Origin of the sequence: Claveliimonas monacensis (assembly GCF_014982975.1) — a bacterium.
Lineage (GTDB): Bacteria > Bacillota > Clostridia > Lachnospirales > Lachnospiraceae > Claveliimonas > Claveliimonas monacensis.
In genome coordinates, this window is sequence record NZ_JADCKL010000002.1 from 1 (window position 1) to 18,211 (window position 18,211).

Sequence of the window (18,211 nt, forward strand, 5' to 3'; positions counted from 1 at the left end):
TTTCCTATCCCGTTATTTACTGTTGGCATCAGATCTTCGCTTTCGCTCGATCTGATTTCCGTTCTGAATATTTCTCTTAGAAATTTTCAGGGTCGTTGTCTATTGTTCAGTTATCAAGGTTCTTTTTGTTTTTGCTGTCTCTCGCGAGTCAGCTTGTCTATAATAGCATTTTGTTTTCATGTTGTCAAGAACTTTTTTCAAGTTTTTTGACTTCATTTTTTCAAAAAAAGACAAACGCTATTATAAACGGAGAAGGAGGGATTTGAACCCTCGCGCCGCTATTAACGACCTACTCCCTTTCCAGGGGAGCCCCTTCGGCCAGCTTGGGTACTTCTCCAAATTGCCCTTTCATAAATCCCAGACTTTCATCTGTTCAATATGAAGCGGAGAGGGTGGGATTCGAACCCACGCGCCCTTTCGGACAAACGGTTTTCAAGACCGCCTCGTTATGACCACTTCGATACCTCTCCACGATAGTTTGTTTTCATGCCGCTTTCTCAGCGACATTGGTTATTTTATCACACGGGAATTCCTGAGTCAATACAAAATTTTAAGTTTTTTGGTTTTTCCTGTCAAAGCTCCGGGAAACACCTTCTTACAAAGACTTTTGCGATCTCCAGGTCTTCCGGAGTTGTGATCTTTATGTTTTCAAAGCTTCCTTCTGTCATATGGACAGGGATGTGCAGTTCGTTTTCCACTGCCATGGCATCGTCTGTGGCCTGTATCGTATCGCGGGACATCATCCTGGCATATGCTTCTGTAATAATAGAAGCATCAAAGACCTGGGGGGTCTGGATAATCCACACAAACTTCCGATCAGGCGTTTCCCTGGAAAAGGCCTTCTCATCCACAAGTTTGACTGTATCTTTGCTGGGGACCCCCACCACACAGGCGCTGTGCGCCTCAACATCGTTGTAAGCCCTCTGGATGATCTCCTCTGTCAAAAATGGTCTGGCGCTGTCATGGATAAAAATGTACCGCTCTTCCAGACCACCTTCAGCCTGGACTTCCTTCAGGCCTTCCCAGACAGAATGATACCGTTCTCTGCCCCCCTCTACAATGCAGGTCACCTTGGTAAAATGATATTTTTCCACAAATTCTTTTCTGACATACTCCACCTGACCGGCTCCAACCACCAGGATCACATCGTCGATCACTTCTGACTTTTCAAACGTATAGAGCGAGTAAAAGAGAACCGGACGGTTCTGGATCAGAAGATACTGCTTCTGTATCTTAGCTCCCATCCTGGTCCCCTGCCCTCCCGCCAACAGAATAGCGGTGCATCTTTTCTTTTCCGGTTTCTTACACATCTTCATTTTACCTCTCACCCAGCCTCAGATTGGGAACCGCGTTAAGATCCCACCCATGCCGGGTACCATTGATATACTCATAGTAAGCAGCCACGCCGATCATGGCCGCATTGTCTGTGCAGTAGATAGGAGAGGGATAATAGAATTTTATTCCTCTTTCTTCACACGCCTGGGCCATTGCCTGGCGAAGGGCGCTGTTAGCTGCCACGCCTCCGGCAATGGCAAATTTATCCACACCAAATTCTTCCACTGCATGCATGGCATTTCCCACAAGCACATCTGTCACTGCCTTCTGGAAAGAGGCAGCCACATCTGCCTGTCTGAAACTTTCCCCTTTCATCTTGCATCCATTAATATAGTTGAGAACTGCTGACTTCACACCGCTGAAGCTGAAATCATAGGGGGCGTCCTCCACGTGAGCCCTTGGGAACTGGACAGCATCCGGATTCCCTTCTTTTGCCACCTTATCAATCTTCGGTCCTCCCGGGTATCCAAGTCCAATAGCCCGGGCCACCTTGTCAAAGGCCTCCCCCGCCGCATCGTCTCTTGTCCTCCCAAGAATATCAAATTTTCCGTAATCTCTTACACGCACAAGATGGGTGTGGCCCCCGGAAACAACCAGGCAGAGAAAAGGCGGTTCCAATTCCCTGTGCTCAATAAAATTGGCCGCAATATGCCCCTCAATATGATGCACTCCCACCAGAGGTTTGCCGGCCGCATAGGCAATAGCCTTGGCTTCCGCCACTCCCACGAGAAGAGCACCTACAAGGCCGGGCCCGTAGGTTACACCTACTGCGTCTATGTCTTGCAGGGAGACACCGGCTTCTGCCAGCGCCTTCTCTATCACCTGATTGATCTTTTCAATGTGTTTCCTGGACGCGATCTCGGGCACGACACCGCCGTACAGTGTGTGGAGATCGATCTGAGAATAAATAATATTCGAAAGAATCTCCCTGCCGTTTCTGACAACAGCCGCCGCCGTCTCATCGCAGGAACTCTCTATCGCAAGAATAAGAATATCTTTCTTTTCGTTCATTTTGCCGCCTCTGCCTTCTTATTTATCATCTGAAAATACCAGTTCCATCGTTCTGCCGTCCCTGGCTGTCACCGTGTTGGGAAAGATCTCTCTCACATCTCCCAGAAACTCCTCCGGATGATTCAGAGATGGGCTGTAATGTGTCAACCACATCTCTTTCACCTCCGCCTCTCTTGCAAGACGGGCCGCCTCGTAGAACGTCATATGCTTGTACTCTTTGGCTTTTTTCTGTTTGTCTTTCTCTCCGTACATCCCCTCACAGATAAAGAGGTCTGCATGTCTGGCATTGTTTCTTATGGAGTCTGTGGGCCGGGTGTCGGTGCAATAGGTAACTTTCAATCCCTTTCTAGGAGGCCCAAGCACCATATCCGGTGTCAGCGTCCGCCCCTCATACTCCACCGTCTCGCCCTTCTGGAGCAATCCCCAGCAACGCTGAGGGATACCGGCAGCTTCTGCCCGGGCCACATCAAATTTTCCCGCCCGGTCCACTTCCAGGGTATACCCGTAGCAGAGAACATTGTGATTGACACGGAAAGCCTTCAGGCGGTACCCGTTCATCTCAAATGTCTGCTCCGGCTCCGTGATCTCCATAAACTGGATCTTAAAAGGAAGCTCGGGGGCAATGACGCGCAGAGCGTTTACCACACGCTCCAGGCCTTTGGGGCCGATCAGCGTGAGGGGCTCGGTTCTGTCTGCATTCCCCATAGTGAGCAAAAGTCCGGGAAGTCCGCTGATGTGATCTCCGTGATAATGCGTAAAACAGATCACGTCAATAGGCTTAAAGCTCCATCCCTTCTCCTTGATAGCGATCTGGGTGCCTTCCCCGCAGTCGATGAGAAGGCTGCTTCCATTATAGCGGACCATCAGAGCGGTCAGCCAGCGATAAGGGAGGGGCATCATCCCTCCCGTTCCAACTAAACATACGTCTAACATTCTATTCTCCTACTGGAATAACAAATGTGGCCACAAAGGCGTCGTAGCACTCTTCGCAGAGATCAAAAGAATCCACCTGGTTGTCTTTCTCCGAAAAATACCCCCACCTCTTCTCCACTGAGAGGAAGTCCGCTCTTGGCTCTCCCTTTTCTGTGGGGATTTCCTTTCCACATTTATTACAGATTATTTTTTTAACTTTTTTATGAGTCTCTTTTGTTTCTATCACTTCATACTGGCGCATACATTTCCTCCTAAATGGTATTTTGCAGGATTGTTCTTCTGTTACGCCTACATTATATATGGCTGAGCCGCCCTGTCATAGTGGGAACTGTTTCCTTCTCTTACAGCTATTTCCCCAGGTCCCGGCTCATCAGCACTCCATCCTCCACCGGATCGGTATAGTATCGTCTCCGAATGCCATCCTGTACAAAACCATAGTCTGTATAGAAGGAAATAGCAGGGACATTACTCTCCCGCACATCCAGGAGAAGGCGCGTGATGCCGCCTACCTCGCAGAGATTTTCCAGTTCCAGCAGAAGCCGGCCCCCTACCCCCTGCCTTCTCTTCTGAGGGATCACCGCGATCCGGGCGATCTCCCCGTCTTCCAGGGCATAGTACATGATCAGATAGCCGATCAACTGGCGGTCTTCATATGCCGCCAGAAGCAGCGTCTGCTTTTGTCTGTAGCTGTCCATCAAGGCCTGCTCGCTCCATGGATCCGGAAAGATCTCCGCCTCAAGCCTGGCCACAGCAGGGATATCCATCTCTTTCATTTTCCTGATCACAAGCATTTTCCTACTCCTTCTTCTCTCGCTGCGCCCGTTCCCGTTCAGCCTGAGACATGCGCAGATAGTCCGGCGCATGCTGTGCGGCCGTCTCTGTTCTTCCCTGTTTGAAATACTCTATCCCCAGCGCACCCACGGAAGCTGCCCGCTGTCTGTTCATGTGAGCCGGAGCGTATGTGTGGGGCACAGACAAGGCCTCATCCAGCACATCCCTGTATACCGGAACACCATCTCCCAGGAAGATCACTGCCTGTCCCAGCTCATTCAGCCTGTCTGCCAGCTCCACCACAGGTACGGCGCACTGATCCACAACTGTGGAAAATCCGCCCTGAAAAGAATAGACTCCTGTGTACACCTGCTTCCTCCTGGCATCCATGAGAGGGCAGACCATCTCTGACACGCCGTACAGATTATAGGCAAGTCCCTCCAGCGTGGGAATGTGGATCAGCGGAATGTCCAGAGCAAGTCCCAGTCCTTTCGCTGTGGCCGACCCGATCCGAAGCCCGGTGAAGGAGCCGGGACCAGCTGCCACCGCAATGGCATCCAGCGTTCCAAGGTCCAACTCGATCATCCCAGCTATCTCATCCACCATGGGAAGGAGGGTCTGGGAGTGCGTCTTCTTATAGTTGACTGTATATTCTGCTATTGTCTGATCTTCCTCCACGACTGCGGCTGAAGCCACAAGTCCGGAGCTGTCCAGTGCTAATATCCTCATCGGTCCATCTTCCTTATCTGTATGATTATTGATCACGGCCTTTTTCTTCCACAGTAATCCTGCGGAAATCAAATCCCCGGCCCGGGTCTTTTTCTATCTTTATTTCCACATAATGTTCCGGCAGGATCTCCTCTATCAGATCCGCCCACTCTATCAGGCTTACACCTTCTCCGTAAATACAATCCTCGTACCCGATCTCATCCATTTCCTCCACATCGCCGATCCGGTACACGTCAAAATGATAGAGAGGCATGCGGCCCTCCTCATAGATCTGCACGATAGTAAAGGTGGGACTGCTGACAGGTTCCTCTATGCCAAGCCCTTTTGCCAGGCCTTTTGTGAACACGGTCTTGCCCACTCCCAGATCTCCCACCAGAGTATAGACATCCCCCGGTCTGGCCTTCTCGCCGATCTGGAAGCCCAGATCAAAGGTATTCTTTTCACTGTTCGACTCAAACACCATCTGTTTTATCTCCTGTCCTGTCTTTTTCTGATGTGCACTCCCGCCGGCGGTATATGTGCCGAGATCATGTCCACTACTGCTTCGTACTCCTCTCCAAGCTGTGCGACAGGCAGTACCATAGCATGCTTTTTGTCATCATAGAGAATGAGTATATGCTTTCTCGAGACTGCTTTTCGCATATTCTCCCATGCCACTGTCTTTTCTTTGTCAGCAGCCACTGTCTGTATGCCTTTCTGATCAAAAATATATTCCACAGGTTTTATGAATTTCTTCTTCCCCTGAAGGGTAGATACTCTGTTTTTGATCACAGCCGGAAATCCGAGCAGAAGAAGCAGGGCAAAGACAGCAAAGATTACGGTCATAAGCCATTGCCCCCGCACTGCAAAAGCAACTGTCAGCCCCGCATTGAGCGCCCCCAGCACCAGCACAGCCACACCCGGAACTCCTGTGTAAATCTGATAGAGCATAAACTCTGATATAGCATCCGCATCAAGCGTGATACGGACCTTGATCTCCTTCTTTTCCTCTTTCATTTCCCTTCTCCTTTACACCTATGTGGAATATTATAGCATATCTTTTTTTCTTCGGCTACACATGATATACTTATTTAAAGACTGCCGCAGGCAAAAAAGCCAGGCGAAAAGGAGGAATTTTAAATTGAATTTTTCATTTTATCACAACAATATCAACGTATATGATCTGGAAAAATCTCTGGATTTTTACGAGAAAGCCCTGGGACTTACTGTAACCCGGGAGACAACAGCCGAGGACGGAAGCTTCAAGCTCGTCTACCTTGGAGACGGCGTCACCCCGCATCTTCTGGAGCTCACCTGGCTTCGGGATATGGACCGCCCCTACAATCTGGGCGACAACGAATTCCACCTGGCTTTCCACACAGATAACTTCGAAAAGGCACATGAACTGCACAAGGAAATGGGCTGCATCTGCTTCGAGAACGAGGCTATGGGCATCTACTTCATCTCTGATCCGGACGGATACTGGCTGGAGATCTGTCCATAGGTATTTCATGCGTCTATACATCACAAAGGTCCGGACCGCCCCAAAAGGCAGTCCGGACCTTTTTCTGTTTCCCTAATGGTTCATATGGAACACCGGGCTGATCTTCTTGTAGATAAGAAATACGATCAGCGACACCAGGACTCCCTTGAGAATGTTAAACGGAGCCACGGCAAAGGCAACAAATGTAAACAGATCTGTAATGCTTCCGTTAACAGCCGTTCCCATGGCTACCAGGCTGTCTATAGGGAGCTGGAAAGCCGCCGCATAAGTCGGAAGAAGCACGTACGCATTGAGCACACATCCCAGCAGAGTCATAAAGACTGTTCCTGCAGCCATGCCGATGATGGCTCCTTTTCTGGTACGTTTTCTGCGGTAAATGATCCCCGCCGGCACTACAAGGGCACATCCAATGAGGAAGTTGGCAACCTCCCCCACACCCGCTGTTGTGGTGCCATTGATAAAGAAGTTCAGAAGAATCTTGACAAGTTCAATGGCTGCGCCTGCCAGAGGTCCCATGGCAAAAGTTCCGATCATCACCGGCACCTCGCTGAAATCGATCTCGTAAAACGAAGGCGCAAAGGGCAGGGGGATCTCAAAAAGCATCAGGACCACCGCAATGGCCGCCAGCATACCTACCTGGACGATGGTGCGGATCTTTGTTCCCGCTTTTACATTTGTGTTGTTCATAACCTGTGTACTCATTTTCTTTCTCTCCTTTGATGAATAAGATATTGTGCAGGAAAGAAAATCTTCCTGGAATTATGCAACAAAAAAAGCTCCGATATAAATGATATCGGAGCCATGAAAATCAATCATCTCAATCCTATTGCATAGTTCTTCTCTCATCCAGACTTTACTGTCGGTTTTGGAATTTCACCAAATCAGCCGTTTACACAACTTCATGCTCTGCAGCGCACCTGTGTGCTCACGGGTCGCGGACTATACCGCCGGTTGGGACTTTCACCCGACCCCGAAGACTTTATTCCTTTTACAGAAAATACTATACCTCTTTCTCATACAGATTGCAAGCATCTAAAAAAGATTTACTGTTTTTTCTCTTATGCGGCGAATTCCGGATACAAAAAACCAGTGCATCTGCACTGGTCTCAAAATCGGGGTAACAGGATTCGAACCTGCGACCTCGCGGCCCCCAGCCGCGCGCTCTAACCAAACTGAGCCATACCCCGGTCACAGATAGTATTATACTCGAAGTCTGTCGCAAATTGCAAGTGTTTTTTTAATAAATCGTGAAATTCATAACATTTTTCTATTTTGCCATCTACTTCACCCTGAAATCTGCCTGCATTCTATAAATACTATTCCCTGTTTTCAGACAAATATGCTAAAATATCTATAAAATCTTATGCGAAAGGAGCCCCGGATTATGAAATTAATTGTAACAGGACCCAGGGGAAAAATGGGCAGGCTTATTACACAGGCCGCCGCAAAGCACTCTGACATCGAGCTGATCGCCGGAGTAGGGCCTTCAGGAAGGGATTATATCGGAAAGGATCTGGGCGATGTGGCCATGACAGGCCGGCAGCTGGGAGTGTCCGTAGTGGATAACCTGGAGTCCGTCATAGACAGCTGTGATGTGATCATTGACTTCTCCACAAAAGAAATGGGGATGCAGGTGCTTGAAAGCGCTGTCCGCCACAAAAAGGCACTTGTGTGCGGCACTACCGGATTTTCACCGGAGGAAATGGCAAAATTCAGGGAAGCCGCGTCTTCCATCCCCATGCTCTACGCAGCCAACACTTCCAAATTAGTAAACATTATGAATAAGCTGCTGGAGATCGTGACCACCGCAGTGGGAGATGAGGCAGATATTGAGATCCTGGAAATGCATGATCAGTGGAAAAAAGATGCCCCCAGCGGTACCTCCAAAGAGATGGGAGAGATCATGGCACATGCCATGGGAAAAGAGCTGGATGACATTGCAGTCTACGGGCGCCACGGCGCATCTCCCCGGGAAAAAGGGACTATTGGCTACCATTCTCTCAGAGCCGGAAACATTCCAAGCAGCCACACGGTGTATTTTGGTTTCATGGGAGAGCGCCTTGAGATCACCCATCACTCCTACAACTGGGAATGCTTTGCCAGAGGAGCCGTGGACTGCGGCGTATTTCTGGCAGATAAGGCTCCCGGCTGGTACACCATCCAGGATGTACTGCATCTGTCTTAACTTAAGCACCACGCCGTCTTTTCAGTCGGGAATATTGGAGAAAAAGGGGAGGACCGGAGGAGCAGAGAGAAGATTTCCCCAGTCTGCCTGCCGGAATCCCCCCGGATCCAGACGGCAAACTCTTATTTACGCCAGTCTCCAGTTCTGGCTTTCTGTCTGCAATTTCACCATGCGGGCGTAAAGACCGTTTTTCTCCTTCAATTCTTCTGGCGCGCCTTCCTCCGCCACAACACCTTCCGAGAGTACCACAATTTTGTCTGCGCCTGCCACCGTGCGCATCCTGTGAGCAATCACCAGTACAGTCTTATCTTCAATCAGTCTGGAAAGTGCTGTCTGAATCAATGTTTCATTTTCTACATCCAGTGAAGCGGTGGCCTCGTCCAAAAGAATAATCGGAGCATTTTTCAAAAAGGCCCGGGCAATGGAAATACGCTGCCGTTCCCCTCCGGAAAGCTCACAGCCGTTCTCCCCGATATTGGTATTCCACCCATCAGGCAGTTTTTCTGCAAATTCGTCCACATTGGCCAGTCTTGCCGCCGCCATCACCTGCTCGTCGGTAGCTTCCTTATTTCCAATCCGTATATTTTCCAAAATAGTATTGTCGAATAAAGTCACGTCTTGAAATACTATGGAAAACAGGGACAACAGTGTTTCCGGATCTGTTTTGGAAATATCCATACCTCCCACAGTAATTCTGCCCCGGCTCACATCCCAGAACCTTGCTGCCAGTCGGGAAACCGTCGTTTTCCCGCCGCCGGATGGCCCTACCAGAGCTGTAACCTCACCCTGCTTCGCAGTAAAAGAAACATCTTTCAGAACCGTTTCTCCAGTGTTATAGGCAAAGCTCACATGGTCAAAGACTATATCAAAACCTTTGTTGGAAAGCCGGGTATCTCCCTGCTGAATGGGATGATCAAGGATTTCATTCATACGGGCAATATTGGTACGTGTGCTGATTACCGCCGCCAGATTTTGAAGCGCGCCTTGCAACGGATCATAAAGCCGTGATACGACCAGTAAAAACAGGAAAAAAGTGATCACATCCAGACTGCCTTGAATCAACAGCACAGAACCAGCCAGCGCAACCGTGGCAATCCCTGTTTTCAATACTAATGATGCAGAAACCACAAAGGCGGCAAGTCCGAATTCGTTTAGGATAGAGCGGCGTTCCACTGCACGGATTTTCTTTCCCAGTCCCTTCATGTATTCCGCCTCGGCATTATTGGCTTTCAAGTCCCGCACTGTCTCGATACACTCCTGAATCCCATCAGCACAGGTAATCCTGACGTCCATGGCTTTTTGATTGAGTTTTTCCTGCACTTTCGCAGAAAAACCTACGATAGCAAAAGCCACGGGCGTGACCCAGAGCGCTGCCAGTGCCATGCGCCAGTCAAAAATGAACAGACTGATGGAAATGAGAATTGTGGAGATGATGGAGCCTGCCAATTCGGGAATGAAGTGAGAAAAACTCTGCTCCAGAAAAGTGCAGTCCGCCATAATTGTGCTGGTGAGATCAGCCAGATCCTTTTTACCAAAAAAGGACAGCGGGATCTTCCGCAGCTGTTCTGCCAGCGTAATACGCCGCACACCGCTCTCTGTATAAGTAGCAAAGTAGGTGGCATTATACTGAATGTAAGTGGTAAACAAAATCAAACCGATACACGCCACACATCCAATCACGTAAAATGCAATTTTTTCTCCGGGAACGCCGCCGTTTAGCAGATCCCTCACAAAATAGAACAGCAATCCCACCGGGAACATAAAGGAAAGATTCTGCATAACGCAGGCCAGACAGCCTTTTACCAGATCCTTTGCTCCCTGCTCGGAGAGCGCATATCGTTTTTGTAATCGTTTTATCATCTGGTTATACCTCCTTTGCAACCTTCCAATGAACGGAAGTCTGATAGTTCTGCCACATCCGGCTGAAGATACCATTCTGCGCCAGCAGATCACGGCTGGTGCCACTCTCGGCAATCCGCCCGTCACAAATCACATAGATTTTATCCGCACCCACTACAGTGGAGAGCCGGTGTGCAATCATAATAACCGTCTTTCCTTCAGAAAGCTTTGAAAAAGCAGCCTGTACCCGCGTTTCATTATCCGGATCAGCAAAAGCCGTTGCTTCATCTAAAATAATGATCGGCGCGTTTTTCAGCATGGTACGGGCGATGGCAATTCGTTGCTGCTCGCCGCCAGAGAGATAGACACCCCTTGTACCAATTACTGTGTCCACTCCTTGAGGCAGTTTTTCAAGAATATCATCACACTGAGCATTGTGAAGCGCAGCGAGGATTTCTTCCCGGGTTGCATCGCGTCTGCCCATACGTACATTTTCCAGAATGGAGGCTTTGATAAGACGGCTGTTCTGAAACACAAAGGAAACAGTGTCCATCAGTTCCTCTTTTCCAATCTCTTTCACATCGACTCCGCCAATCTTTATACTGCCGCTCTGCGGATCAAAGAAACGCGGGATCAGATTGGCAAGCGTAGTTTTACCGCCGCCGGATGGTCCGACAAAGGCTACGGTCTGCCCCTGGGGAATGGTAATGGAAACGCCTTTCAACACCTCTGTTTTTCCATCATAGCTGAAATGGATATCTCGCAGTTCCACGGAAGCATCTTCCGGGTGTCCGGGGTGCTCTGCTTCCTCTAATGGCTTCAGATTTAAAACGCTGTCGATTCTCTGTAACGCATCGTTTACAATCATGGCATTTTCGCTTTGGAACATAATGCGTGTCAGTGTGACAGAGATAACTGGCGTAATGATAATATAGAAAATCAAGTCCAGCAGGAATTCTGTCGTTACTCCGTTTTGTGTAAACAGCAGACCACCCGCGATCAGCATGGCAAAAACCCCGTTAATGGCTGCTGTATAAAGCATCATAGGCATTCGTAGCTGTTTAGTATAGGCGATCACCCATATTTTGTAACGCTCAATCGATTCCTTGAATTTTTTGAAGGAGAAAATTGTCTGGCCAAAGGTTTTAACTACCGGAATACCCCGGACATATTCCACCGCCTCGTTGGACATATCATCCAGCGCATTCTGGTACTCTTTCATTTTTTCCTGCATCTGCTGCCCGGTCATTGCCATCATAATCAAAAACCCCAGAACCACCGGGACAAGGCTCAGGAGACCGAGACGCCAGTCGAACACCAGCAGCAATACCAGAAGTCCACAGGGCGTCGCAGTCGCATTGGCCCGGTCGGGAAGCTGATGGGCAAGATAGGTTTCTGTAGCAGCGCTGGATTCATTGACAATTTTGCGTAGTTTACCACTGCCAAAGCTTTCTGCAAACCCAGGCGGCAGCTTGATAATATGTTCCATGGTCTGTAGCCGCAGGTTAGTGGCAATGCGAAATGCACCCTTATGGGAGCACATCAGTCCCGCTATGTAGATAAGCACGGAAATGACCGAAAACAGCACTGCCATCCAGCCATTATGAGTCAGATTCTGCGCCCGGCTGAAGTCCGGAGCGACCTCCAGCACGTCCCGGATCACTTTCCAGATATAATAAAAGGGTACCAGCGCAATGAAGGCACTAATGGCTGACAGTGCCCACGAAGCATAGATCAGGTATTTGTGGTTACCTGCGATTTGGAGCAGGCGAGACAGATTGGATTGCTTTTTCAAAAAAATCCCTCCTTTTTATTGATTTATGATACAGAGAACACATACTGTGTTCTTCTTATATCCGCATTGGTTAGTTATAGCTAACTATTGACCAAAAATTACAGGGCGTTACTGCCCCATAATTTTCATCCATCCGGCTGTATAAAAAGCGCGCATCTCCTTTACATAGTTTTCTGCGTCATCCAGCCGCATTTCATGAATTACCAGCTCAAAAAAAGTATGAAACATACCAGTGATCAGAATATGCTCTAATGCAGGGTCGATCTTAGGTGAAGGACGTCCAAGTTCCTCCAGAACCTTCTGATAGGAATGTGTTGCTTCCACTTCAATTTCCACCATTTCATCAATCAGACCGGAAAATTTTGTCCCTTCTGAACAGCAAAGGATAAGTTTACATTCTTCCAGATGTGCATAGGCATAGTGAAGCATCTCAAACATGCACATCCCGGAAATATCGCCCATAACTTCTGGCTGCTGTTCTTGTGGAAGCCCGGCAAATTCCTGCTGTGCCTTCCTGAAGCAGGTAAGAATATATTTGTAATGTTTACCTACCAGCGCTTCAAACAGTTCTGCTTTACTTTTGTAATACCCATAAAAGGCCCCGGTAGTCATGCCTACCGACTTGACAATGTTTCGCAGGGAAGCATCTTTATAACCTTTTTCCAAAAACTCTGCTTTTGCCGCCTGATGAATGCGTTCCAAAGTTGTCAAGTTTCCGTCTATTGTATTCGCCCTCCTTATAACGATGTTATATATCGCTGTTATATTGTAATCTATAAAAAAGACATTGTCAAGAAGAAAACTCTATGCAGATGGCCAAAACCATTGACATAGAGTTTTTTATTTCTTACCACAAATTACAAAGTCTCCGAATCAAGAATGATCGTGAAAGGTCCGTCATTCGTAAGACTTACCTTCATATCCGCCCCGAAACTTCCTTTCTGCACTACCGACACCGTCTCTTTACACTTCGCGATAATATACTCATACATCTCCTCCGCCATGTCAGGCGCCCCTGCCTCTATAAAGCTGGGTCGGTTTCCCTTTTTGCAGTTGGCGTACAAAGTAAACTGGGATATGAGCAGAAGGCTGCCTCCCACTGTATCCAGAGACAGGTTGGTCTTTCCATTCTCATCCTCAAAAATGCGCAGGCCGAGCATTTTCTTTACCATCTTATCCGCAATTTCCTTTGTGTCGCTGTCTGACACGCCGATCAGCACCATAAAACCTTTTCCAATCTCACCGATCGTCTGACCATCCACCTTCACATCCGCATTTGTGACTCTCTGTATAACAAAACGCATAATATTTCCTCCTTTTCGTTATCTTCTATCATCCACGAACAGGAGGAAAATGTCAATACAATCTTTATTTCTGTTCTTCCCGCTTCTTCCGTATATAAGACTCCACCTCATTTTTTTCTATCCCCAGCGAAACAGCAAGCTCTCCAAAAAGATTTTCCTGGGCAGCGTGAAGACAGCGCTCATCACCTGCGGTCACTTTTTTCCCCTGGGCCAGCCTCTTCTCCTTGCGGACATTAATTGTTTTGATCACCCGCACCCACTGTCTCGTGTCACAGGTTTTCAGCGCTCTTTTCAAAGTTTCTTCCCTCTGCCGCTCATTATCGATCTGGATCATATCCATCCCGTCAATCTCACCGATCAGCTGTTCTGCTTCATGCCGGGAGATCACATACCGCATAATGATCTTTTCACTGTCTGCCGGCACATAGATCACGCCTCCCTTTGAATACAGGGGGGACAGTGTATAGTAATCCTTCCCGGCAGACGCTTCCTCCAGGCGGATAGGACCTATACTTTCCACTCTGCACACACCGTGCTGTCCGCAGACAATATACGCTCCTGTCTCAAACATTCCCATTCTCCTTTCTTCCATATTAGAGAGTATTCCCCAAAATACCATTACATAAAAATCCGCCTATCCACAGATGTGGTAGACGGATTTTTATCTCTGTCTTTCTTTTATTTTATCAGACAAATCCATTTTAGGTAAGTCTTTTCCAGAAAATATTTTATTTTCGGCATTTTTGCGAGTGTTACAGAGCTGCCGTTTGTCTATTTTTACTCTGTTTTTCAGGAATCTGTGCCAGTACGATAGCCGCAAACATCAAGATGCAGCCAACTCCTTCTCTCACTGACAGCTGTTCTCCAAGGATCGCCCACCCGGCCAGGACAGAAATGCAGGACTCCAGGCTCAGGATCAGTGAAGCCACTGTAGGATTCATATTCTTCTGTCCGATGATCTGCAGTGTATAGGCCACACCGCAGGATAGAACACCCGCGTACAGAAGCGGCCCCCAGCTGCGCATGATCCCCTCCACCGTAGTGGTTTCAAAAGCCGCCATTGGAAACATGGACAGGATGCCAGCCACAAAGAACTGGATACAGGACATCTTCACCCCGTCTGTCCTGGGAGCAAAATAGTCAATGACCAGAATATGGACAGTAAACAGAAGCGCTCCTATGAATACGTAGATATCCCCTCTTCCCACACTGAAGGACTCTGTGATACAGAGAAAGTACAGTCCCGCAAGCGCAAGCGCCACCGCAAGCCATATCTTCCACCCTGTCTTCTTTCCCAAAAATATGCCAAACACCGGCACAAGGACAATGTAGAACGCTGTGATGAATCCTGCTTTTCCCGCCGTAGTGTACTGAATGCCGATCTGCTGCATACTGCTGGCAGCAAACAGTGCCAGTCCGCAGCAGATTCCTCCAGCCGCCAGTGTTTTCACGTCACCCTTCTCGTTGGAATTTTTATTAATCTTTCCCAGAATATAAATACAGGGGAGCAGGGCCACGCCGCCGATAAGAGAACGGATTCCGTTAAATCCGAAAGGTCCCAGATAGTCCATCCCCACACTCTGGGCGACAAAGGCAGTTCCCCATATAAACGCTGTCAGAAACAGCATAAATGCATTTTTTCTCCTCATATATTCTCCTTTAGTTCTTCCTTTATCAAAAATTTCCTTAACTACAACAACTCGTTCAGTATAGCATATTCATGATTTTTTTCAAATGGTGTATACTAAAGAAAATATGCGGGTGTACATGACAGATGGAAAGCAGGAGGATTTTATGCTGAAGTTCAGACGTTTTTTCTTGGCAAGCGGTATATTGATGCTGGCATCAGAGCTGTGGAAGCAGTACACGCTGACTTTCCTCCTTGGCGGTGGGAATTACAACTGGTGGTATTTTCCCTTTCAACTCTGCAGCATCCCCATGTACGTGTGTCTCCTTCTGCCCTGGGTCCGCAGCAGGTGCGTGCAGCAGGTGCTCACAGCTTTTCTGGTGGATTTCGGCATGCTGGGCGGCATCTTTGCCTTCTTTGACACAAGCGGCATGCACTACGACTATTTTCCTCTCACCGTCCACTCCTTTGCATGGCACATCCTGCTCATCATACTGGGACTGGCCGCAGCCCGCTCTGACCAGGCTGCTTCCAGCTGGAGTGACTACGCCGGAGCCGCCGCTCTGTATCTTACCTGCTGCCTTACAGCCACAGGTCTTAACCTGACCCTGGACCATCTGGGAACTATCAATATGTTCTATATCAACCCGGACTACCCTATGACCCAGAAAATATTCTCAGACATTGCCGCTGTCCTGGGGGATACTGCAGGCATCTTCATCTATATAGGTGCCACCTTGACGGGAGCCGCCATCTTTCACTTTCTCTGGCGTTTTTCTACTTCACGGGCACTTTGATCTTCACCACATAATCCTCCTCCCCGGCTCCCGCAAGATAGCTGAGCATGTCGTACACATAGCAGTCGCCGACAATGGCAAGATGTTCTTTTCTGGTAAATTCCATCAGCTTTTCCAGGCTGTCCCGCACAGAACCGTAGGGTCCTTTATGCATAATGACAACAAAATCCCCCTCCGGCTTCTCGTATAGATCTTCCTCCTTGAAGAACCCTTCCTCATATATACTTTCCGGTATTTTTGTAAACAGAAAGCTTTCCTTTTCTTCCTCCGCTTCCATCATTTCCTTTAAAATGATGGAGCCTACAGAAGCGTGGTTCCGGATGCCGTGGTTTTCACATTTTCGTATGTGCTCTCCCAACAGCCTGGCAGAAGCGTTGATACTGTCCCCCTCCGCGCAGGCAAAATCCGTTACCAGCAGATATTCTTTTTCACCATGCTCAATTCTGGGGACATCGTACCTGGCATCCAGGGCTTCTTCCGTCATCTGTATCATTTCTTCCATAAATACAGAAAGCTCTTCCAGTTCCTTTTGTTTCTCCCGGATCTGGCACTGCTTTTCCCGGAAAATTTCCAGAAAATAGCCTGTATCAAAATTCTGAAAGCATTTCCGTATATCTTCCAGGGAACTGCCTGTATATTTCATGGTCTGGATCAGGTCAAAATCATAAAACTGAACAGCCGTGTAATACCGGTAGCCATTTTCTCCCACATAAGCCGGTTTCAGAATGCCCGTCCTGTCATAGTGGAAGAGAGTCTCCTTTGTCGTACCGCACAATTTTGCAAACTGCCCTGTCGTAATATAAGGTTCTTTGTTCATCCTGCCTCTGTTCTCCTCATTTTCCCCTTGACTATTGTGTTACCCTATAGTTTACCATTCTCTACGAAGGAGAACAATACAAGTATGAATACAATCATTACAGACACTGACACAACACAAAATCATTCATCAGAACTCACGGAAACACCTGGCGGACACAACCGGATGTTTGAAGAAATGCCTCCCACCCGGCTCTTTTTCCGCTGTGCCATCCCCAATATGATCAGCATGGCCGTGGTTTCTCTCTATACCATAGCTGACGGGATCTTCGTGGGATATTACATCGGCGCCCAGGCCCTGGCCGCCATCAATCTGGTCATGCCCCTGATCATGATCAGCTTCGCCTTTTCAGATATGGTGGCGGTTGGCTCTTCTGTGCAGATTGCCATCTGGCTGGGCCGGAAGGATGAGAAAATGGCCAGCCGGATTTTTTCCACTGCCTGTCTTCTCATCCTGCTTTCCGCCCTTGTCATGGGAACGCTGGCCTACGCCTTCTCCTATCCCCTTGTGCAGCTTCTTGGTGCCACAGGGGAGGTAGCGGATCTGGCTGTTCGTTACATGCGGGTTTACGCTGTCTTCTCCGTACTGATCATGCACTTTTTTGCAGTGGATAATTACCTGCGCATCTGCGGACGGGTCCACTACAGCATGGCCATGAATGTAGGCATGTCCCTGGCAAACATCCTTCTGGACTGGCTCTTTATCGGCGCCTTTGGATGGGGCATCGAAGCCGCTGCCCTGGCCTCCTGCCTGAGCCTCATGTGCGGAAATATCATCTGCTTCCTTCCTTTTTTTGCAGGGAAAATGCCGCTTGGATTTACAAGGAAGTGGATCAGGCCACGGCTCATTGGAAACATCATCGCCAACGGAAGTTCGGAGTTTTTCAACAACATTTCCGGCTCTGTATGTATGATCATTTTCAACGCTGCCCTTCTGTCTGTGGGCGGATATATGGCAGTGGCGGCCTTCAGTATCATTATGTATGTGGACAGCGTGGTAAAGGCTTTGCTTTTTGGTATGGGCGATGCCCTTCAGCCCTCCATCAGCTACAACTACGGCGCAGGAAACCCGTCTCGGATCCGTGCCATCGAAGGGCGGGTTCTGGCGGCAGGACTGCTTCTTTCCCTGGCAGTGCTGCTCTTCATGCAAACCGGAGGGGAGGGACTTCTTTCCCTTTTTGCAAAAGGAGACAGTGAACTGATTGCCATGAGCGTACATGGGATGCGGCTGTTTTCCCTGTCTTACCTGTTTACCTGGTGCGCTATTTTATCCGGTTCCTTTTTTACTGCACTGAACCGCCCCGTCTTCTCCCTTGTAACGGCCGCCGGACAGACTCTGGTGTTTCCTGTTCTGTTCCTTTTCATCCTTCCCCGTTTTCTGGGACTGGACGGCATCTGGCTGTCCCCTGTGTGCGCGGGAGGGGTATCCTCCCTTGTCTGCCTTCTGTTCCAGGCCGACACAAATCGCCGTCTCCGGAAAAGCTTTCATAGCCGGAACGCCGCGTGACGACTTTTGTCATGCCGGATTTTTTGACCTTTTCCTCAAAAAGCGGTATAATACATTGCGTAACAGACAGGAATTCTAT

At 48.6% G+C, this 18,211-nt stretch carries 20 protein-coding genes, 3 tRNA genes and 1 riboswitch; of the genes, 4 read left to right on the forward strand and 19 right to left on the reverse strand.

From position 1 onward, the window contains the following. Positions 1-247 precede the first annotated feature (247 nt). From INF30_RS03055 to INF30_RS03100, 10 genes are all read right to left on the reverse strand, one after another. Positions 248-337, reverse strand: a tRNA-Ser gene (locus tag INF30_RS03055). 47 nt (positions 338-384) lie between these two features. Continuing rightward, a tRNA-Ser gene (locus tag INF30_RS03060) sits at positions 385-470 on the reverse strand. Between the two features lie 102 nt (positions 471-572). Beyond that, positions 573-1,316: a 2-C-methyl-D-erythritol 4-phosphate cytidylyltransferase gene (ispD, locus tag INF30_RS03065; RefSeq protein WP_330601218.1), complete on the reverse strand. Its 744-nt coding sequence runs from the start codon at positions 1,314-1,316 to the stop codon at positions 573-575. A 1-nt stretch (position 1,317) separates the two neighbouring features. Next, a complete protein-coding gene (gene tsaD, locus INF30_RS03070; protein ID WP_076778503.1) occupies positions 1,318-2,346 on the reverse strand; it encodes a tRNA (adenosine(37)-N6)-threonylcarbamoyltransferase complex transferase subunit TsaD in 1,029 nt (342 codons plus the stop codon). Positions 2,347-2,364: 18 nt separating this feature from the next. After that, complete coding sequence (locus tag INF30_RS03075; protein ID WP_226394190.1) at positions 2,365-3,279, reverse strand: ribonuclease Z; 915 nt, start codon at positions 3,277-3,279, stop codon at positions 2,365-2,367. A gap of 1 nt (position 3,280) precedes the next feature. Continuing rightward, positions 3,281-3,520: a hypothetical protein gene (locus tag INF30_RS03080; protein ID WP_226394191.1), complete on the reverse strand. Its 240-nt coding sequence runs from the start codon at positions 3,518-3,520 to the stop codon at positions 3,281-3,283. Positions 3,521-3,626: 106 nt separating this feature from the next. Continuing rightward, complete coding sequence (gene rimI / locus INF30_RS03085) at positions 3,627-4,070, reverse strand: ribosomal protein S18-alanine N-acetyltransferase (protein WP_226394192.1); 444 nt, start codon at positions 4,068-4,070, stop codon at positions 3,627-3,629. A gap of 4 nt (positions 4,071-4,074) precedes the next feature. Continuing rightward, complete coding sequence (tsaB, locus tag INF30_RS03090) at positions 4,075-4,779, reverse strand: tRNA (adenosine(37)-N6)-threonylcarbamoyltransferase complex dimerization subunit type 1 TsaB (protein ID WP_226394193.1); 705 nt, start codon at positions 4,777-4,779, stop codon at positions 4,075-4,077. 25 nt (positions 4,780-4,804) lie between these two features. Next, a complete protein-coding gene (gene tsaE, locus INF30_RS03095; RefSeq protein ID WP_226394194.1) occupies positions 4,805-5,242 on the reverse strand; it encodes a tRNA (adenosine(37)-N6)-threonylcarbamoyltransferase complex ATPase subunit type 1 TsaE in 438 nt (145 codons plus the stop codon). A 5-nt stretch (positions 5,243-5,247) separates the two neighbouring features. Next, entirely contained in the window at positions 5,248-5,775 is a 528-nt protein-coding gene (locus tag INF30_RS03100) for a YcxB family protein (RefSeq protein ID WP_226394195.1), read from the reverse strand. 124 nt (positions 5,776-5,899) lie between these two features. On the opposite strand from INF30_RS03100, the gene INF30_RS03105 reads away from it, so the two are divergent. Then, positions 5,900-6,262 (forward strand): VOC family protein, encoded by a 363-nt coding sequence (locus INF30_RS03105; protein WP_226394196.1) that lies wholly within the window; start codon positions 5,900-5,902, stop codon positions 6,260-6,262. A 72-nt stretch (positions 6,263-6,334) separates the two neighbouring features. On the opposite strand, the gene INF30_RS03110 is transcribed toward INF30_RS03105, so the two are convergent. Next, entirely contained in the window at positions 6,335-6,964 is a 630-nt protein-coding gene (locus INF30_RS03110; protein WP_226394197.1) for an ECF transporter S component, read from the reverse strand. Between the two features lie 128 nt (positions 6,965-7,092). Continuing rightward, positions 7,093-7,244: riboswitch (FMN riboswitch) on the reverse strand. 130 nt (positions 7,245-7,374) lie between these two features. Further along, positions 7,375-7,449: transfer RNA gene (locus INF30_RS03115), tRNA-Pro, on the reverse strand. A gap of 197 nt (positions 7,450-7,646) precedes the next feature. On the opposite strand from INF30_RS03115, the gene dapB reads away from it, so the two are divergent. Then, positions 7,647-8,447: a 4-hydroxy-tetrahydrodipicolinate reductase gene (dapB, locus tag INF30_RS03120; RefSeq protein ID WP_226394198.1), complete on the forward strand. Its 801-nt coding sequence runs from the start codon at positions 7,647-7,649 to the stop codon at positions 8,445-8,447. Positions 8,448-8,573: 126 nt separating this feature from the next. On the opposite strand, the gene INF30_RS03125 is transcribed toward dapB, so the two are convergent. From INF30_RS03125 to INF30_RS03150, 6 genes are all read right to left on the reverse strand, one after another. Beyond that, positions 8,574-10,307 (reverse strand): ABC transporter ATP-binding protein, encoded by a 1,734-nt coding sequence (locus INF30_RS03125; protein ID WP_226394199.1) that lies wholly within the window; start codon positions 10,305-10,307, stop codon positions 8,574-8,576. A 4-nt stretch (positions 10,308-10,311) separates the two neighbouring features. Next, entirely contained in the window at positions 10,312-12,081 is a 1,770-nt protein-coding gene (locus INF30_RS03130; protein WP_226394200.1) for an ABC transporter ATP-binding protein, read from the reverse strand. A 108-nt stretch (positions 12,082-12,189) separates the two neighbouring features. Then, positions 12,190-12,804, reverse strand: a complete 615-nt coding sequence (locus INF30_RS03135) for a TetR/AcrR family transcriptional regulator (protein ID WP_226394479.1) — start codon at positions 12,802-12,804, stop codon at positions 12,190-12,192. 134 nt (positions 12,805-12,938) lie between these two features. Continuing rightward, a complete protein-coding gene (dtd, locus tag INF30_RS03140) occupies positions 12,939-13,385 on the reverse strand; it encodes a D-aminoacyl-tRNA deacylase (RefSeq protein WP_226394201.1) in 447 nt (148 codons plus the stop codon). Between the two features lie 64 nt (positions 13,386-13,449). Beyond that, on the reverse strand, positions 13,450-13,956 hold the full coding sequence (locus INF30_RS03145) for a CarD family transcriptional regulator (protein ID WP_076778530.1): 507 nt from the start codon (positions 13,954-13,956) through the stop codon (positions 13,450-13,452). A 181-nt stretch (positions 13,957-14,137) separates the two neighbouring features. After that, complete coding sequence (locus tag INF30_RS03150) at positions 14,138-15,034, reverse strand: DMT family transporter (RefSeq protein ID WP_076778532.1); 897 nt, start codon at positions 15,032-15,034, stop codon at positions 14,138-14,140. Positions 15,035-15,179: 145 nt separating this feature from the next. Here INF30_RS03150 and INF30_RS03155 point away from each other — a divergent pair, with 145 nt between their 5' ends. Then, the gene (locus INF30_RS03155; protein ID WP_226394202.1) at positions 15,180-15,809 is read left to right on the forward strand and encodes a TMEM164 family acyltransferase; all 630 of its coding nucleotides are present in this window, start codon (positions 15,180-15,182) and stop codon (positions 15,807-15,809) included. Here the strand turns inward: INF30_RS03155 and INF30_RS03160 are convergent. After that, a complete protein-coding gene (locus INF30_RS03160) occupies positions 15,790-16,626 on the reverse strand; it encodes a MerR family transcriptional regulator (RefSeq protein WP_226394203.1) in 837 nt (278 codons plus the stop codon). The genes INF30_RS03155 and INF30_RS03160 overlap by 20 nt on opposite strands. Positions 16,627-16,710: 84 nt before the next feature. On the opposite strand from INF30_RS03160, the gene INF30_RS03165 reads away from it, so the two are divergent. After that, positions 16,711-18,132 carry an MATE family efflux transporter gene (locus INF30_RS03165; RefSeq protein ID WP_226394204.1) on the forward strand — a complete coding sequence of 474 codons (1,422 nt, stop codon included), beginning with the start codon at positions 16,711-16,713 and terminating at the stop codon, positions 18,130-18,132. Positions 18,133-18,211 lie beyond the last annotated feature (79 nt).

What these genes read in the sequence shown, in the direction of transcription:
- INF30_RS03075 (WP_226394190.1), bottom strand. Translation starts at nt 3,279, where the DNA reads ATGTTAGACGTATGTTTAGTTGGAACGGGAGGGATGATGCCCCTCCCT.
- INF30_RS03155 (WP_226394202.1), top strand. Translation starts at nt 15,180, where the DNA reads ATGCTGAAGTTCAGACGTTTTTTCTTGGCAAGCGGTATATTGATGCTG.
- tsaD (WP_076778503.1), bottom strand. Translation starts at nt 2,346, where the DNA reads ATGAACGAAAAGAAAGATATTCTTATTCTTGCGATAGAGAGTTCCTGC.
- INF30_RS03100 (WP_226394195.1), bottom strand. Translation starts at nt 5,775, where the DNA reads ATGAAAGAGGAAAAGAAGGAGATCAAGGTCCGTATCACGCTTGATGCG.
- INF30_RS03150 (WP_076778532.1), bottom strand. Translation starts at nt 15,034, where the DNA reads ATGAGGAGAAAAAATGCATTTATGCTGTTTCTGACAGCGTTTATATGG.
- tsaE (WP_226394194.1), bottom strand. Translation starts at nt 5,242, where the DNA reads ATGGTGTTTGAGTCGAACAGTGAAAAGAATACCTTTGATCTGGGCTTC.
- ispD (WP_330601218.1), bottom strand. Translation starts at nt 1,316, where the DNA reads ATGAAGATGTGTAAGAAACCGGAAAAGAAAAGATGCACCGCTATTCTG.
- INF30_RS03110 (WP_226394197.1), bottom strand. Translation starts at nt 6,964, where the DNA reads ATGAGTACACAGGTTATGAACAACACAAATGTAAAAGCGGGAACAAAG.
- INF30_RS03165 (WP_226394204.1), top strand. Translation starts at nt 16,711, where the DNA reads ATGAATACAATCATTACAGACACTGACACAACACAAAATCATTCATCA.
- INF30_RS03145 (WP_076778530.1), bottom strand. Translation starts at nt 13,956, where the DNA reads ATGTTTGAGACAGGAGCGTATATTGTCTGCGGACAGCACGGTGTGTGC.
- INF30_RS03125 (WP_226394199.1), bottom strand. Translation starts at nt 10,307, where the DNA reads ATGATAAAACGATTACAAAAACGATATGCGCTCTCCGAGCAGGGAGCA.
- rimI (WP_226394192.1), bottom strand. Translation starts at nt 4,070, where the DNA reads ATGCTTGTGATCAGGAAAATGAAAGAGATGGATATCCCTGCTGTGGCC.
- INF30_RS03080 (WP_226394191.1), bottom strand. Translation starts at nt 3,520, where the DNA reads ATGCGCCAGTATGAAGTGATAGAAACAAAAGAGACTCATAAAAAAGTT.
- INF30_RS03160 (WP_226394203.1), bottom strand. Translation starts at nt 16,626, where the DNA reads ATGAACAAAGAACCTTATATTACGACAGGGCAGTTTGCAAAATTGTGC.
- tsaB (WP_226394193.1), bottom strand. Translation starts at nt 4,779, where the DNA reads ATGAGGATATTAGCACTGGACAGCTCCGGACTTGTGGCTTCAGCCGCA.
- dapB (WP_226394198.1), top strand. Translation starts at nt 7,647, where the DNA reads ATGAAATTAATTGTAACAGGACCCAGGGGAAAAATGGGCAGGCTTATT.
- dtd (WP_226394201.1), bottom strand. Translation starts at nt 13,385, where the DNA reads ATGCGTTTTGTTATACAGAGAGTCACAAATGCGGATGTGAAGGTGGAT.